11 protein-coding genes and 1 pseudogene are annotated in these 12461 nt (G+C 66.8%); 5 read left to right on the top strand and 7 right to left on the bottom strand.

Annotated elements, in window-relative coordinates:
- A pseudogene (locus ACMX2H_RS11965) lies at positions 1-596 on the top strand (maltose alpha-D-glucosyltransferase); the annotation flags it as partial.
- Positions 597-687: 91 nt separating this feature from the next.
- Here ACMX2H_RS11965 and ACMX2H_RS11970 read toward each other — a convergent pair.
- From ACMX2H_RS11970 to ACMX2H_RS11985, 4 genes are all read right to left on the bottom strand, one after another.
- Entirely contained in the window at positions 688-1284 is a 597-nt protein-coding gene (locus ACMX2H_RS11970) for an NADPH-dependent FMN reductase (RefSeq protein WP_414960714.1), read from the bottom strand.
- Positions 1285-1438: 154 nt separating this feature from the next.
- The gene (locus ACMX2H_RS11975; RefSeq protein ID WP_414960715.1) at positions 1439-2311 is read right to left on the bottom strand and encodes a hypothetical protein; all 873 of its coding nucleotides are present in this window, start codon (positions 2309-2311) and stop codon (positions 1439-1441) included.
- Positions 2312-2463: 152 nt separating this feature from the next.
- Entirely contained in the window at positions 2464-2814 is a 351-nt protein-coding gene (locus tag ACMX2H_RS11980; RefSeq protein ID WP_136785922.1) for a GNAT family N-acetyltransferase, read from the bottom strand.
- A 39-nt stretch (positions 2815-2853) separates the two neighbouring features.
- Positions 2854-3867: a pirin family protein gene (locus ACMX2H_RS11985; RefSeq protein ID WP_414960716.1), complete on the bottom strand. Its 1014-nt coding sequence runs from the start codon at positions 3865-3867 to the stop codon at positions 2854-2856.
- An 87-nt stretch (positions 3868-3954) separates the two neighbouring features.
- Between ACMX2H_RS11985 and ACMX2H_RS11990 the strand changes: the two genes are divergently transcribed.
- Positions 3955-4584 (top strand): DedA family protein, encoded by a 630-nt coding sequence (locus tag ACMX2H_RS11990; protein WP_414960717.1) that lies wholly within the window; start codon positions 3955-3957, stop codon positions 4582-4584.
- A gap of 40 nt (positions 4585-4624) precedes the next feature.
- Here the strand turns inward: ACMX2H_RS11990 and ACMX2H_RS11995 are convergent, their stop codons facing one another.
- From ACMX2H_RS11995 to ACMX2H_RS12005, 3 genes are all read right to left on the bottom strand, one after another.
- Positions 4625-5899, bottom strand: coding sequence for an ArgE/DapE family deacylase (locus ACMX2H_RS11995; protein ID WP_414960718.1), 1275 nt, complete (start codon positions 5897-5899; stop codon positions 4625-4627).
- Between the two features lie 134 nt (positions 5900-6033).
- A complete protein-coding gene (locus ACMX2H_RS12000) occupies positions 6034-7362 on the bottom strand; it encodes an MFS transporter (protein ID WP_414960719.1) in 1329 nt (442 codons plus the stop codon).
- Positions 7363-7561: 199 nt separating this feature from the next.
- Positions 7562-8746: a helix-turn-helix domain-containing protein gene (locus ACMX2H_RS12005; protein ID WP_414960720.1), complete on the bottom strand. Its 1185-nt coding sequence runs from the start codon at positions 8744-8746 to the stop codon at positions 7562-7564.
- A 163-nt stretch (positions 8747-8909) separates the two neighbouring features.
- Between ACMX2H_RS12005 and ACMX2H_RS12010 the strand changes: the two genes are divergently transcribed.
- From ACMX2H_RS12010 to ACMX2H_RS12020, 3 genes are all read left to right on the top strand, one after another.
- Positions 8910-10604 carry an amidohydrolase gene (locus tag ACMX2H_RS12010; RefSeq protein WP_414960721.1) on the top strand — a complete coding sequence of 565 codons (1695 nt, stop codon included), beginning with the start codon at positions 8910-8912 and terminating at the stop codon, positions 10602-10604.
- The gene (locus tag ACMX2H_RS12015) at positions 10601-11854 is read left to right on the top strand and encodes a M20 family metallo-hydrolase (RefSeq protein ID WP_414960722.1); all 1254 of its coding nucleotides are present in this window, start codon (positions 10601-10603) and stop codon (positions 11852-11854) included. The genes ACMX2H_RS12010 and ACMX2H_RS12015 overlap by 4 nt, the downstream gene beginning before the upstream one ends.
- 169 nt (positions 11855-12023) lie before the next feature.
- Entirely contained in the window at positions 12024-12446 is a 423-nt protein-coding gene (locus tag ACMX2H_RS12020) for a YybH family protein (protein WP_414960723.1), read from the top strand.
- The last annotated feature ends 15 nt before the right edge of the window (positions 12447-12461 follow it).

Consider the following 12461-nt stretch of genomic DNA (forward strand, 5'->3'; position numbering starts at 1 on the left):
TGTGCGGAATGCTTCCGCTGGACCGCAGCAAGGTGTCCCGGCTGATGTCGCGCGGGGACACCCGCTGGATCAACCGCGGCGCGCACGACCTGATGGGCTTCGATCCGTCGGCGCAGGCGTCAACGGCCGGCATGCCGATGGCGCGGGCGCTGTACGGCACGCTGCCCGAGCAGCTCGAGGATGAATCCTCCTTCGCGCGGCAGCTGACCCGGATCCTGGAAGTCCGCGACCAGTACGGGATCGCCAAGAGCGCGCTGATCGATGTCCCCGATGTCTCCCAGCGCGGCATGCTGGTGATGGTGCACCAGTTGGTGGACGGCGGGCAGGAAGTCACGGTGCTGAACTTCTCCGGCCAGGAAATGGCCGGCACCGTCCGCTCCGAAGCGCTGCAGCTGGGGTCGGAAGTGACCGACGCCTTCAGCGGCGAGGCCATCGGCACGTTGGATGACCTGCACAGTTTCTACCTGCAGCTGGGGCCCTACGAAGGGACGGCGCTGCTCGTCACCCCGCCGCCTACTGAAGAGGACACCAACGACGGCGCGGCCTCTGAAGAGTTCGACGTGGCCGATGAGCAGGGGCCGGAAGCCTACGACTGACCGGCGCTGACGATGGCCATGGCCCCTGGACTTGGAGGTCCGGGGGCCATCAGTCGATGGGCGGGCTCATTAACCCCGTCGACCCGCGAGGCTATTTTTCGCTGTCGGGGTCGCCGATGTGGCCGGGAGCGTTGACTGCCAGGACCCGTTCGACGAACGCCCCGTACTCCGCCATGTAGTGGCTCAGGAAACCCCTGGTCGACTCGTCCTTGACCTCGCCGTCCTCCCCGTAGGCCTCCGGCTTGAAGGCAATGTAGACCTCCGGGGCGTTCAACTGCGGCGCATCGAGGAAGCTCAGCACACCACGCATGGAGGACTGCATGACGGCGGTGCCGATGCCGCCCGGGGAAGCGCCGACGATGCCGGTGGGCTTGCGGGCAAAGGAGTTGGTGCCCCACGGGCGGGAACCCCAGTCAATGGCGTTCTTCAAGGCGCCGGGAATGGAGCGGTTGTACTCGGGGCTGACAAAGAGGATGCCGTCGGAGGCTTCGATGGCTTCCTTCAGAGTCCGGGCCTCGGGCGGGAAGTTGTCGTCATAGTCCTGGCTGTACAGCGGCAGGTCCTTGATGGCGATCTCGTTGAACTCCAGACTGGCCGGAGCCAGCTTGATCAGAGCCTTCGCCAGCGTTCGGTTGATGGAAGAGCTGGACAAGCTGCCGACAAAATAGCCGATCTTGTAGGTGGGCATGGGATGGCTCCTTCCCGGTGGCCGGCGCAGCCGGCCCGTTGCGGTTGATCCATTGGCACGGGCGCCGGAGGAGGCCGCCCGACACCCGCAAGGCTACTGCGAACCGCAATGCCCGGTAACCCTGCGCGCCCTCAAGGGCCAGTCGACGGCCTGATCAATTTTCCCAGTCGCCGAGGCCCTCGGCTGCGTCGCCAAAGATGCCGCCCGCGCCGTCGCCGAAGATGCCGCCGAACCCGGCGTTGTCCGCAAAGCCCTCCCCAGCGGACGCAACGCTGTCGCCGATTCCTTCCGCCGCTCCGGCAATTCCGTCGCCGAGTCCGGAGAACCCGTCCAAGAGGGGACCGGCGATGGCCGAGCCGACGAACCCTGCGGCCACTCCGGCGAGCAGTCCGGCGCCCAAGCCGCCGGCGGCACCGGCCGTACCCGCCGCCAAGCGGCCGCCGCCGCCGCGTCCCGTCCCGCTCCGGCCGAGGATCCGTTCCATGAATCCCGGCTGGGCAACTTCGGCGCGGGTTGCGGTTCTGGCCAGGGTTTCCGGCTGGTCGGAGGCAGCCCGCTCCGAGGCAGGAAGCTGGCTGTTGAGGTCCTCACGGAGCATGGCGCGCTGCTGCGGCGTCAGGCGCGCGAACGCTTCGGCGTGCGCCCGCTCCATATCCTGCGGCGGCGCCGTGTGAAGCATGTATTTGTACTTGGCAATGGCGGCCTCGTCCGCGTCACGTCCCGCGGCGGGGCCGGGCTGGCCGCCGTGGGGCTGCTGCGCAGGCGGATACTGACCGGCGTCGTACCCGCCGCGGCGGTTGTAGCCGCCGTCGTTGTACCCGCGGTCCTGGCCGTAGCCGCCGTCGTTGTACCCACGGTCCTGCCCGTAGCCGGGTTGCTGGCCGTACCCGGAGCCCCGGTTGTAGCCGCCCCCGGAATCCTGCGGACGGTTCTGGCGCGGCTGACCGGTGCGCTGGGCCAGCTGCTCTTTGGCATACTGGATCGCCATGGTTTTGCCCTTGCGGACCAGCTTGTCGAACATTCCCATGCCCTGCTCCTTGCCTGCCCGGGCTCACAGCCCGCGCGTGGTGACCATCTCTCGCCTTAACAACTGGCGGCCAGCGGCGGGAGTTCCGACCGGTCCGCATGCTGGAACGATCGGCGCAGGTCCAGCGGGGACCTCCACATGCGCGGGGCGGATTACTCGCTGGTGAGTTCTGCGACCGCCTGCAGGTGCTGGGGCCGGACGGGCACGGTCTTGGGCTGGTATTCCGGGTGCTTCTCCACGTAAGCCTTGAAATAGGGGCACACGGTGACCACCGCCAGGCCCGAGGCAATGGTGTCGTCGAGCGAGAACCGGGCCAGGCGGCCGGCGAGCCCCTGGCCGGAGTATTCCTCCTTGACCGTGGTGTGGAAGAAGATCCGTTCCGGCCCGGTGCTGCCCTCGAACGGCAGCCAGTGGGCCTTGCCGATCACCTTGTCTCCATCCACCAGTTCGTAACGGTGGCGTTCGGCATGAAGGCGGACGGTGATCGGCGATTCGGGTTCCATGCTGTCTCCTGTCGGTGTGGGCCGGGGATGTTCTGCGGGTCAGCCTCGGGGGCGCAACTGGACGGTCGGCAGCGTTGGCGCCGGGAGCGGGGCCGGCATCCCTTCCGGGTACGGGCCGAACCGCGGAAAGGGGGTGCCGTCCGGGTAGGTACCTCCGGCCGGTTGCTGCGCGGGCTCGGCGTCGATCTCGGCCTGCCAGGCGGCGCGGTAGGCAACGATCTCGTCGTGGCTCCGCCCCACAAAGTTCCACCACATGATGATCTGCTCGCCCAACGGCTCGCCGCCGATCAGGAGCAGCCGTGCCGGGGCGTCCCCCGCCTCCAGCACCACCCGGCCGCGTCCGGGGGAGAGGTAGACGAGGTGGTCTACCGGAACCTCGTCCCCGTCCAGCCGCAGGTCGCCGGTATCCAGCAGGATGCCGTGTTCAAACGCAGGGTCCAGGTCGAGTTCCAGTCGCGATCCGGCCCGAAGGACCGCCTCGGCGCCCAGCAGCGGCGGGGTGCGCGTGTTGATCGGCGAGGTGGAACCGGCCAGGGAGCCGATGAAGACCCGCAGTTCAGTGCCGTCGCCGATGACCGGGTCCGGCGTGTAATGCTCGAACGTCGGCGGCATTTTCCGGGTCGAATCCGGAAGGGCGAACCACAGTTGCGCGCCGTGCAGGAAGGTAGTGTCCGGCGTGGAGAATTCCTGATGCGAAATGCCGCGGCCGGCAATCATCAGGTTCACCTCGCCGGGGCGCACGATGGCCTCAAACCCGGCGGAATCCCGGTGCGAGATCTTTCCGGAGAACAGCCAGCTGACCGTGGCCAGGCCGGTGTGCGGGTGGCGCGGAACCTGCATGCCGCCACTCTGCGAGACCGGATCCGGCCCGTAATGATCGAGGAAGCACCATGCTCCAATCAGGCTGCGGCGTTTTTGCGGCAAGGTCCGGCGGACGTTCATGGCGCGGACCCCGCCCAGTGGGACATCCCTCGGGGCCAGGACTTCCACGTCGGCGGCGTCGGCTTCCAACGTGCAGACGACTTCCCGCGGTGCAGTCTCCATGTTGCTCATGGGCTAAGTCTAGGCACCTGGACCGTCGAAGCACCCCGGTGCAGCGTCCTTCAGGCTTCCGCCCTGTGCTTCGGGGAGGATAGAGGGATGGAGGAACTCGGCGAACTGCTGCGCAGTCTGGATTATTGGTGGATCTATCTCGCCGGGGCGTTATTCGTGACCGTGTCCGCCATGGTTCCTCCGGTGCCGAGCACCACACTGTTTGTTGCACTGGGATCGTTGTCGGTGCATACGGACCAGCTCGACCCCTACCTGCTGGCCGCAGCCATGCTGGCCGGGGCGGTGGCGGGTGACGCCGCCACTTTCGTCTTGGTGCGCCACTTCAACCTCTCGGAGCGCAAGTTATTCTCCGGGGACCACTGGCAGTCCGGCTTCCGCGCCGCCCGCACCCGGCTGGGGCGCAAGGGCCTGCCGCTGGTGATGACGTCCCGGTTTGTGCCCTTGGGGCGGCTGACGCTCAATGTGGCGGCCGGGATGATTCCCCAGCCGGGCCGCCGGTTCTTGGCCCACTCCGTCATCGCCGGCGTGCTGTGGTCCGTGTACTCGGTGGGCGTCGGCGCACTCTCCGGCGCCTGGCCCCAGCTGACCACGGAGTTTGCCGTGCTGCTGGCTATTGCCGTCTCCTTGGTCCTGGGAACGGTCATTAACCATGTGGTGTCCTGGTGGGAAGGGCGTCAGCTGCCGGATTTTGTCCGGAACCGGGTCAACGAGCCATAGCCGCCGTCACCGGCTGGAACCGATGACGGCGGCAACGGGCCTATCGCTGCTCGTCGACCCCGCACCAGTTGGCGATGAACAGGGCGATGCTTTTGGTGATCCGCCGGACTGACTCGACGGACACCCGTTCGTCGAAGCCATGGATCGCTTCGGAGATCGGTCCGTACACCAGCGTGGGGGTGTCGGCGTAGAGCGTGAAAACGCGTCCGTCGAGGTAACCGGGGGTGGTGAAGCTGCCAAGCTCGGTGCCGAAGACTTGCTCGTGGGTGCTCTCCAGCAGCGACTCGGCGTCACTGCCGGGTTCCAGTACGTATCCTTCGGAAAAGAATCCGGTCTTGGTGGCGACGGCGTTGATCGGTGCGGGTCCGGTCTGTAGCTGGGCGAGGCATTGCTGCACTTCATTCCAGGCTTGTTCGGCCGGGATGCCGGGGTAGATGGCGGCCCGCACGTCGACTTCACACCACGCCGGAACACTGGAGGGCCAGTCCCCGCCGACGATCTGCCCGAAATTGAAGTTGATCGGGTGCTCCAGGTCCTCGAAAAAGCGGTGCTGGCCGCGGTCAGCGTTCCACTTCTCCTCGACCCCACGCAGAGCGGTCATGACGGTGTAGGCGGCGTCGATGGCGTTGAAGCCGGTGCCCATCTCGCGCGGATGGGTCGGGCTGCCGCTGACACGTACTTTGAACCAGAGGACTCCGACGTTGGCCCGGACCAGCATGTCCTCTTCGGGCTCCGGGATGATCACGGCATCCGCCCGGTAACCGCGCATCAGTGCGGACAGCGAGCCGTTGCCGGTGCATTCTTCTTCGACGACGGACTGGAAGTGGATGCGGCCGGCCGGTTCCAGTCCGGCGGCCCGGACGGCGTCGAACGCGAAAAGGTTGGCGGCCAGTCCGGCCTTCATGTCGCCGGCGCCGCGGCCGTACATCCAGCCGTCGATGATGGGGGCGTCCCAGGGGGAGCGGGACCAGTGCTCTGCCGGGCCCTCCGGCACCACGTCGACGTGACCGTTGAGGATGAGCGAGCGGCCGGCTTCGGTGGCGGGCCGATAGGTTCCGACGACGTTCGTGACGTCCTCGTAAGAGACGGTGACCGGACCGAACCCCTCATGCGTGGCGAGTTCCTCGGGATCAAGCTGCCAGCGGTCCATATCCAGCCCGCGCTCCGCCATGGCCGCATGCAGCAGGTCCTGGGCGCTGCCTTCCTGGGTGCGCAGCGACGGATGCTTCACCAGTTCCTGGGTGAAAGAGAGCTGTTCGTCGAAAGCGGCGTCGACTGCCTCGAGGATACGCCGGGCCTGTTCTTCGGTGATCATCCATTGCTCCTTGGTGATGACGCGGGGGAGCCGTCTGGTTGGACGGCTCCCCCGCGCGTTGTTAGAGAGTGCTGCTTTCGACGGCGGTCCGTGCCGGCCGCCGGGACCCGCACCGGTTGGCGCGGGCAGCAGGATTAGGCGTCGGCCACGATCTGCTTGTCCTGGACACGCATCCGCTCGCCGACGAATCCGCCGACGGCGGTGAGCAGCGCGATGATGGCCAGGATCATCGCCGCGCCCCAGGAAGCGTTCCCGGAGACGCCGAGCATGGCGGTGGCAATCATCGGCATGAAGCCGCTGGTGGCACCGGCGATGTTGTAGCCCAGGGCCACGCCGGAGTAGCGCAGCTTGGCCGGGAACAGCTCGGTCAGAAGCGCGCCGTTGACGGCGTAAGCCACGGCAATCAGCATGATGCCCAGCGTGATGGCCAGGGTGATCAGCAGCGGGGACTTGGTGTCGATCATCGCGAAGATCGGGAAGGCCAGGATGGCGGTCAGGATGCCGCCCCACATGGTGACCTTGCCCGGTCCGACCTTCTCGGCGAGACGGCCCATCAGAATGGTGACGATGATCTGGGCGACGGCGGCGACCAGCGTGGCGTTGACCATCACGTTGCGGTCCACGCCGAGGGTGTTGGCTCCGTAGCTGACCGCGAAGGTGGTGATCATGTAGAAACCGCCAACGCCGAGCAACGCGGCCAACACGGCGACGAACAGGCGTCCGCCGGCATGGCGGAAGACCTCGAGCGCCGGCACCTTGGCGGTATCTTCCTGGGCCAGCAGGTCCTTGAAGATCGGGGATTCTTCCACCTTCAAGCGGATCCAGAGCGCGACGAGCAGCATCGGGATGGCCAGCAGGAACGGGATGCGCCAGCCCCAGGCGTCGAAGGTCTCGGACGGGAACAGCAGCACCAGCGTGAATGCGGCGGAGGCCATCAGGGTGGCGACCGGCGAACCGATCTGGACCAAGGCGGCATAGCGGCCGCGCTTTTCCGCCGGGGCGTGCTCGACGGCCATGGTCACCGCGCCGCCCCATTCGCCGCCCACGGCCAGGCCCTGGACCAGGCGCAGCACGGCGAGCAGGATCGGTGCGGCCAAGCCAATGGCCTCGAAGTCCGGCAGCAGGCCGATCAGGGCGGTGGCAACGCCGATCAGGACGATCGTGGTCAGCAGGGCCGGACGGCGGCCGTAGCGGTCACCGATGTAGCCGAAGAGGACGGCGCCGATGGGGCGTGCGGCGAAGCCCACGCCGAAGGTGGCGAAGGAGGCCAGCAGGGCTGCGGTGGGGTCCAGGTCCGTGAAGAACAGTCGGTTAAACACCAGGGCAGCAGCGGTGCCGAAGAGGTAGTAGTCATACCACTCGAGGGCGGTGCCGACGAAGGCGGCGCGGGCGATCTTGCCCGCGTCCTTGCCGGAAACTGTCGGCGGTGCGCCAGGAGTGTTGAGGGATTGCGGCGTCGTCACGTGGTTGCCTTTCAAGCTGAGCGGGGCCGGCGTTGTCGATGGAGCAGTGCCAGCCCGATAATTCCAATGGCCCTGAACGGAGGACATCCCGCGGTAGAGCTGTGAAGTACCTCTCGACTGTATTGGAGTGCCAATACCCTAAACAATGACAATACTCACCGGTTTGACAAGAGCAGATTGTGCATATCCACAAGACGACTCACTTTTTGTAGTCCGCGAGGGCTACCAGCGCCAAGGCGGCCTGCGCCGGGACGGTCAGGTCCAACCCGATGACCTCCTCCAGGGAATGCAGCCGGTTGACCACCGTGTTCCGGTGACAGTACAGTTCCTCCGCCGTTTCCTTGATCGAGCCGGTGCGGCCGTAGCTGCGTGCCACCTGCAGCAACCGCTGCCGTTCGTGCGGTGTGCAGTGGTCCAAGGCGGCGGTGATCGGGTGCGAGAACCCGGGAAGGGCGTTTTCCAGTAGGTCCCGGGCAATGGTCATCCAGGTTCCCGGAACGGTGGCCAGTCCCGCCTCCTCCCCGTGTTTGGTGGCCAGTACCAAGGCGGACGCCGCTGCTTGGGGAATCGCCGCCAGGCCTTCCACACCAGGGACATAGCCGGCAGGAAATTCGGGCGGGTCGTCCTGCCACGTCCGGCCGGCGCGGGCTACGCGGAAAAGGTACAGCGCCCCGGCGCGTTCGTAGCTGAAGGTCTGGCGATCCGCGCCGGGCTGGCGCGGCAACTTCGCCGCCGTCTCCCGAGTGACTGCCATCATCTCGAACACGTCCGAGCTCTGTACCTCCAGCCCGGCGGCGATGTCGGACATCTCGCTGGTGTTTCGGGTATCCGTATTAAAGAGCCTCGAAAGCAGCCGCTGGCGGTGCAATTGTTTGTCGCGGGCGAGCAAGGCTTCTTCTTCCGAAAAGGCTTGCTGGATGCTGCTGACGTAGTTCTCCACGGTGTCCAGAACGCGGTCCATGTTGGCCACGAGGATCTCGGTACCGTGCCCGCGCGCTACCCGTTCAAGCCCTTTCCAGAGCACCCTGAAGTCATTGCGGACCGCGCTCAGGAAGGCCTCCATCGGGACCCCCTGACGGGCCCGGCGTGCAGCGACGTCGCGCGGCAGGGACTGCAGGTCTGCGGGCAGTTCCAGCCCGGCCAGCAGGAACAGGAACATCTCCATGGTGTCTGCCGCGGTCCGGTGGACATCCTCGTCCGGCACCAGCGCCCCCTCGTAGGAGATGCTCGCGAAGCGTTCCAGGAAGTCGCTGACCAGCGAATCGCGCTCCTGCCACAAGCGTTGGATCAGTTCCATCCACTCAGGCTCAGCTGGCGTGTTCGGATTGAACTCCCGGGGCAGGCTGGCGCCGTGCGCAAGGACCTCTGCTAGCGACTCGCTCATAGGTCCATCTTATGCAATCGCCTAATCCATCCAGAAGTTATGGCGTCATTTAGCCATTGAGCGCGACAATACTCCAGTGTTCAAATGAAGGTGGCGGCCCGGCATGGCCCTGCACGCCACCGATCGTTGCGGGCACGCCGCAGCGAAAGCACGAAGAGGACTCATGCTCGTCGATCTCCTGATCCGCAACGCCCGCATTCTGACCCAGGATCCCCAACAACCGGTGGCTGAAAGCCTGCTGATCCACGATGGGAAGGTGCTGGCACTCGACGTCGACCAGCAGAGTGTTCCCCGCGCCCGACGGGTGGTCGACGCCGCAGGCGCCGTCATTGTCCCCGGCTTCAACGATGTACACGCCCACAGCGTGTGGTTCGGGCTCGGCCTGATGGAAGCGAATCTTGGATCCGTCGCGAGCCTGGACGAGGCGTATGCGGTGATAGCCGACGCCGCTGCTTCGCTCGCGGAAGACGAATGGGTGGTGGCCTCGGGGTACAGCCCGCTGCTGCACAACGGTGCCCAGCCGGACCGCGATCGGCTCGATGCTGCCTCCGGCGGCCGCCCGGTCTGGATCAAGCATTCGTCCGGCCATGCCTGCAACGTCAACGGCATTGCCCTGGACCTGATCGTGGCACGCGGTGCTGACCTTGCCGCGCCGATCGACGGCGGCATTGTTGCGCGGGATGCCGAGGGGCGGCCCACCGGGCTGCTGGAGGAGAACGCCATGCGGCTGGTGCAGGACATCATGCTGCCCTACCCGCTGGCCACCATCGAGCGTGCGCTGGACCTGGCCACGTCCCACTACCTGACCGAGGGCATCACCAGCGTCACCGATGCCGGCATCGCGGGCGGCTGGATCGGCTACTCGCCGCGCGAGTTCGGCGCGTACCAGAGCGCACGCGACAAGGGACTGCTGAGTGTCCGGATGCAGCCGATGATGGTTCTGGACGCTTTGCACCAGGTGCCGGGGCACGAGGCAGACCCGGAGTCCCGGGGCCTGGATGCCGGCATCCGCACCGGTCTGGGCGACGATTGGCTGCGGCTGGGGCCGGTGAAGATTTTCAGCGACGGATCGCTGCTGGGCAGCACCGCCTACGTGACCGAAGAGTACGTGGGCTGCCCGCACAACCACGGCTACCTGCAGATGGACGCCCAGGAGCTGCGCTCCTCCGCGCTCCAGGCGTATCGGGCCGGTTGGTCCATCGCCATGCACGCGATCGGCGACCATGCCGTGGACCACGCGATCGACATCATCATCGAAGCGCAGGAAACGTATGGCCGCAAGCCGCTGCCCAACAGGATCGAACACGGTGGCGTGATCCGCCCCGAGCAGCTGGACCGCATCGCCGAGGCAGGCATCGTCCTGGTCCCGCAACCGCACTTCATCACGGAGTTCGGCGACGGCATGGCAAAGCTGCTGGGACCGGAACGGACGGCGACGTCCTACCCGGCCAACGGCCTGCTGAAGCGCGGCGCCACTCTCCCGGGCAGCTCGGACCGCCCGGTGTCCAACGGCCGGCCGCTGACCGTGATGCAGTCCTTCGTCGAGCGGCTGACCCCGTCCGGCGAGGTGTACGGACCGGAAGAGAGAGTCACCGCGGCCGAGGCGCTGAACGCCTACACTGCAGGCTCCGCCGCCGCCACGGGAACGGACGGGTCCAAGGGGCGTTTGGTGCCGGGAATGCTGGCCGACCTGGTCTTCCTGGATCAGGACCCCACCGCCGTCGACCCATCGCAGATCGGCGCCACCCAAGTGCTGGCGACTATGGTGGGCGGCGAGATCCGCTTTGGCGCAGAGAAGTTCCCGGCGCAGGAAGACCGGGATCCGGCAATGGCAACTAGCGGGGAGGAAACCCGATGAGCACCACCAACGAGGAATTTCTGGCTGACTTCGCCACCATGTCCGGCTTCGGCGCCACCGCCGGCGGCGGCGTGGACCGGCAGGCGGGCACGACGGCGGACCATGCCACCCGCCGTTGGTTCGGCGAGTGGCTGGCCCGGCATGGCTTCACGGAGAAAGTCGATGCGGCCGGAAACCAGTTCGGCACCATCGAGGTTATTCCCGGGGCCCCCTATGTACTGCTCGGATCGCACCTGGACTCGCAGCCGCTGGCTGGCCGCTACGACGGCGCCTACGGCGTGCTGGCCGGCGCCCACGCGGTGGCCCGCGTCGCAGCCGAGGCGGCGGCCGGCGAGCTGGACCCGGTCTGCAACATTGCCGTGGTCAATTGGTTCAACGAAGAAGGCAGCCGGTTCACGCCCAGCATGATGGGCAGCTCGGTGTTCACCGGGAAACTCCCCTTGGAGCAGGCGCTGGCCACCACGGACCCGGCCGGGACAACAGTTGCCGAAGCCCTGGCGGAGGGCGACCGCGGCGCCGCAGCCGGCGCCCCGGTGCTGGCGGAGGTGGCCCGGTACGCCGAAATCCACATCGAGCAGGGCAAGAATCTCGAGGAAACCGGAACCCAGGTGGGAATCGTTGACCGTACCTGGGCCGCCAGCAAGTACCGCGTCACCGTTGACGGCGCGCAGTCCCACACCGGTTCCACCCGAATGGAGGACCGGCGGGACGCCCTCTACGGGGCCGCGCTGGTCATCTCCGCCGCCCGTGATCTCGCTGCCGAGTTCGCGCCCGGGCAGCTGCACACCTCGGTGTCGGAGATGTACGTTCTGCCCAACTCGCCGGTGACCATCGCGCGGCAGGCGGTGATGAACCTGGACCTGCGTTCGCCGGACGAAGAGGTCCTGGCCCGTGCCGTGGAGCTGCTGGACAAGCGCATCGCCGACGCCGAGGCCCTCTCCCGGACGGAGATCTCGCTGGTGCAGACCCACCGGTGGGGGCTGGTGTCCTACCAGCCCGCAGGAGTGGCGCTCGGGACCGCCAGCGCGGAACAGTTGGGCTTCAGCCACACCGAGATCATGACGGTGGCCGGGCACGACTCCACGAACATGAAGGACGTGGTCCCGACGGTGATGCTCTTCGTGCCCAGCGTCGACGGCATCTCGCACAACGAGGCAGAATTCACCCGCGACGATGACGCCCTGCGCGGCGTGGACCTGCTGACCGAGGTCACCCGACGGCTGGTCCGCGGGGAGCTCGCGGCGGAATAGCTGCTGGGGCTCGACGGCGGGGCACACCACTTACGGTGTGCCCCGCCGTCGTCGTTTAATTCTTGTTGTGACGCCCGGCACTTGCAGTTAGATCACTGACAGGCAACACTTGTTGCGTCTTAGAAACTTTCCGTGCGGCCGCCGTTCGGCTGCAGCTAGGAGACATCACATGGGAACGGTGGAAAACCGTGCTCCTTCAATCGAGCAGGTCAAAGACGCAGCGGCCAGCATCGTCAGTGCCTTCGCCGCCACGGACACGGACCGCTACTTTGCCGGCTTCGCCCCGGAGGCCAGCTTTGTGTTTCACACGGAGCAGGAACGGCTGGAGGGCCGCGCCGCCTACGAGTCGCTCTGGGCCGAATGGCTCAACGACGGGTGGCGCGTGGTCGACTGCCAATCCAGCAACCAGCATGTGACCGTGTTCCCGGGCGGCGCCGTGTTCGTGCACGACGTGGCAACCACGGTAGCCCTGCCCGACGGCGAGGACTCCTACCGCGAGCGGGAAACCATCGTCTTCCGCCACGACGCAGACGGCCGCCTGGTTGCCGTGCATGAACACCTCTCACCGATGACCACGGCTGCAGCAAGCTGAGCTTCCCCTCCCGAT

The sequence above is a fragment of the Arthrobacter sulfonylureivorans genome, assembly GCF_047607445.1.
In the GTDB taxonomy this organism is placed as follows: Bacteria; Actinomycetota; Actinomycetes; order Actinomycetales; family Micrococcaceae; genus Crystallibacter; species Crystallibacter sulfonylureivorans_A.

Coding starts and splice junctions, on each gene's coding strand:
- ACMX2H_RS11970 (WP_414960714.1), bottom strand. CDS start 1,284: ATGCCCACCTACAAGATCGGCTATTTTGTCGGCAGCTTGTCCAGCTCT.
- ACMX2H_RS11975 (WP_414960715.1), bottom strand. CDS start 2,311: ATGGGAATGTTCGACAAGCTGGTCCGCAAGGGCAAAACCATGGCGATC.
- ACMX2H_RS11980 (WP_136785922.1), bottom strand. CDS start 2,814: ATGGAACCCGAATCGCCGATCACCGTCCGCCTTCATGCCGAACGCCAC.
- ACMX2H_RS11985 (WP_414960716.1), bottom strand. CDS start 3,867: ATGAGCAACATGGAGACTGCACCGCGGGAAGTCGTCTGCACGTTGGAA.
- ACMX2H_RS11990 (WP_414960717.1), top strand. CDS start 3,955: ATGGAGGAACTCGGCGAACTGCTGCGCAGTCTGGATTATTGGTGGATC.
- ACMX2H_RS11995 (WP_414960718.1), bottom strand. CDS start 5,899: ATGATCACCGAAGAACAGGCCCGGCGTATCCTCGAGGCAGTCGACGCC.
- ACMX2H_RS12005 (WP_414960720.1), bottom strand. CDS start 8,746: ATGAGCGAGTCGCTAGCAGAGGTCCTTGCGCACGGCGCCAGCCTGCCC.
- ACMX2H_RS12010 (WP_414960721.1), top strand. CDS start 8,910: ATGCTCGTCGATCTCCTGATCCGCAACGCCCGCATTCTGACCCAGGAT.
- ACMX2H_RS12015 (WP_414960722.1), top strand. CDS start 10,601: ATGAGCACCACCAACGAGGAATTTCTGGCTGACTTCGCCACCATGTCC.
- ACMX2H_RS12020 (WP_414960723.1), top strand. CDS start 12,024: ATGGGAACGGTGGAAAACCGTGCTCCTTCAATCGAGCAGGTCAAAGAC.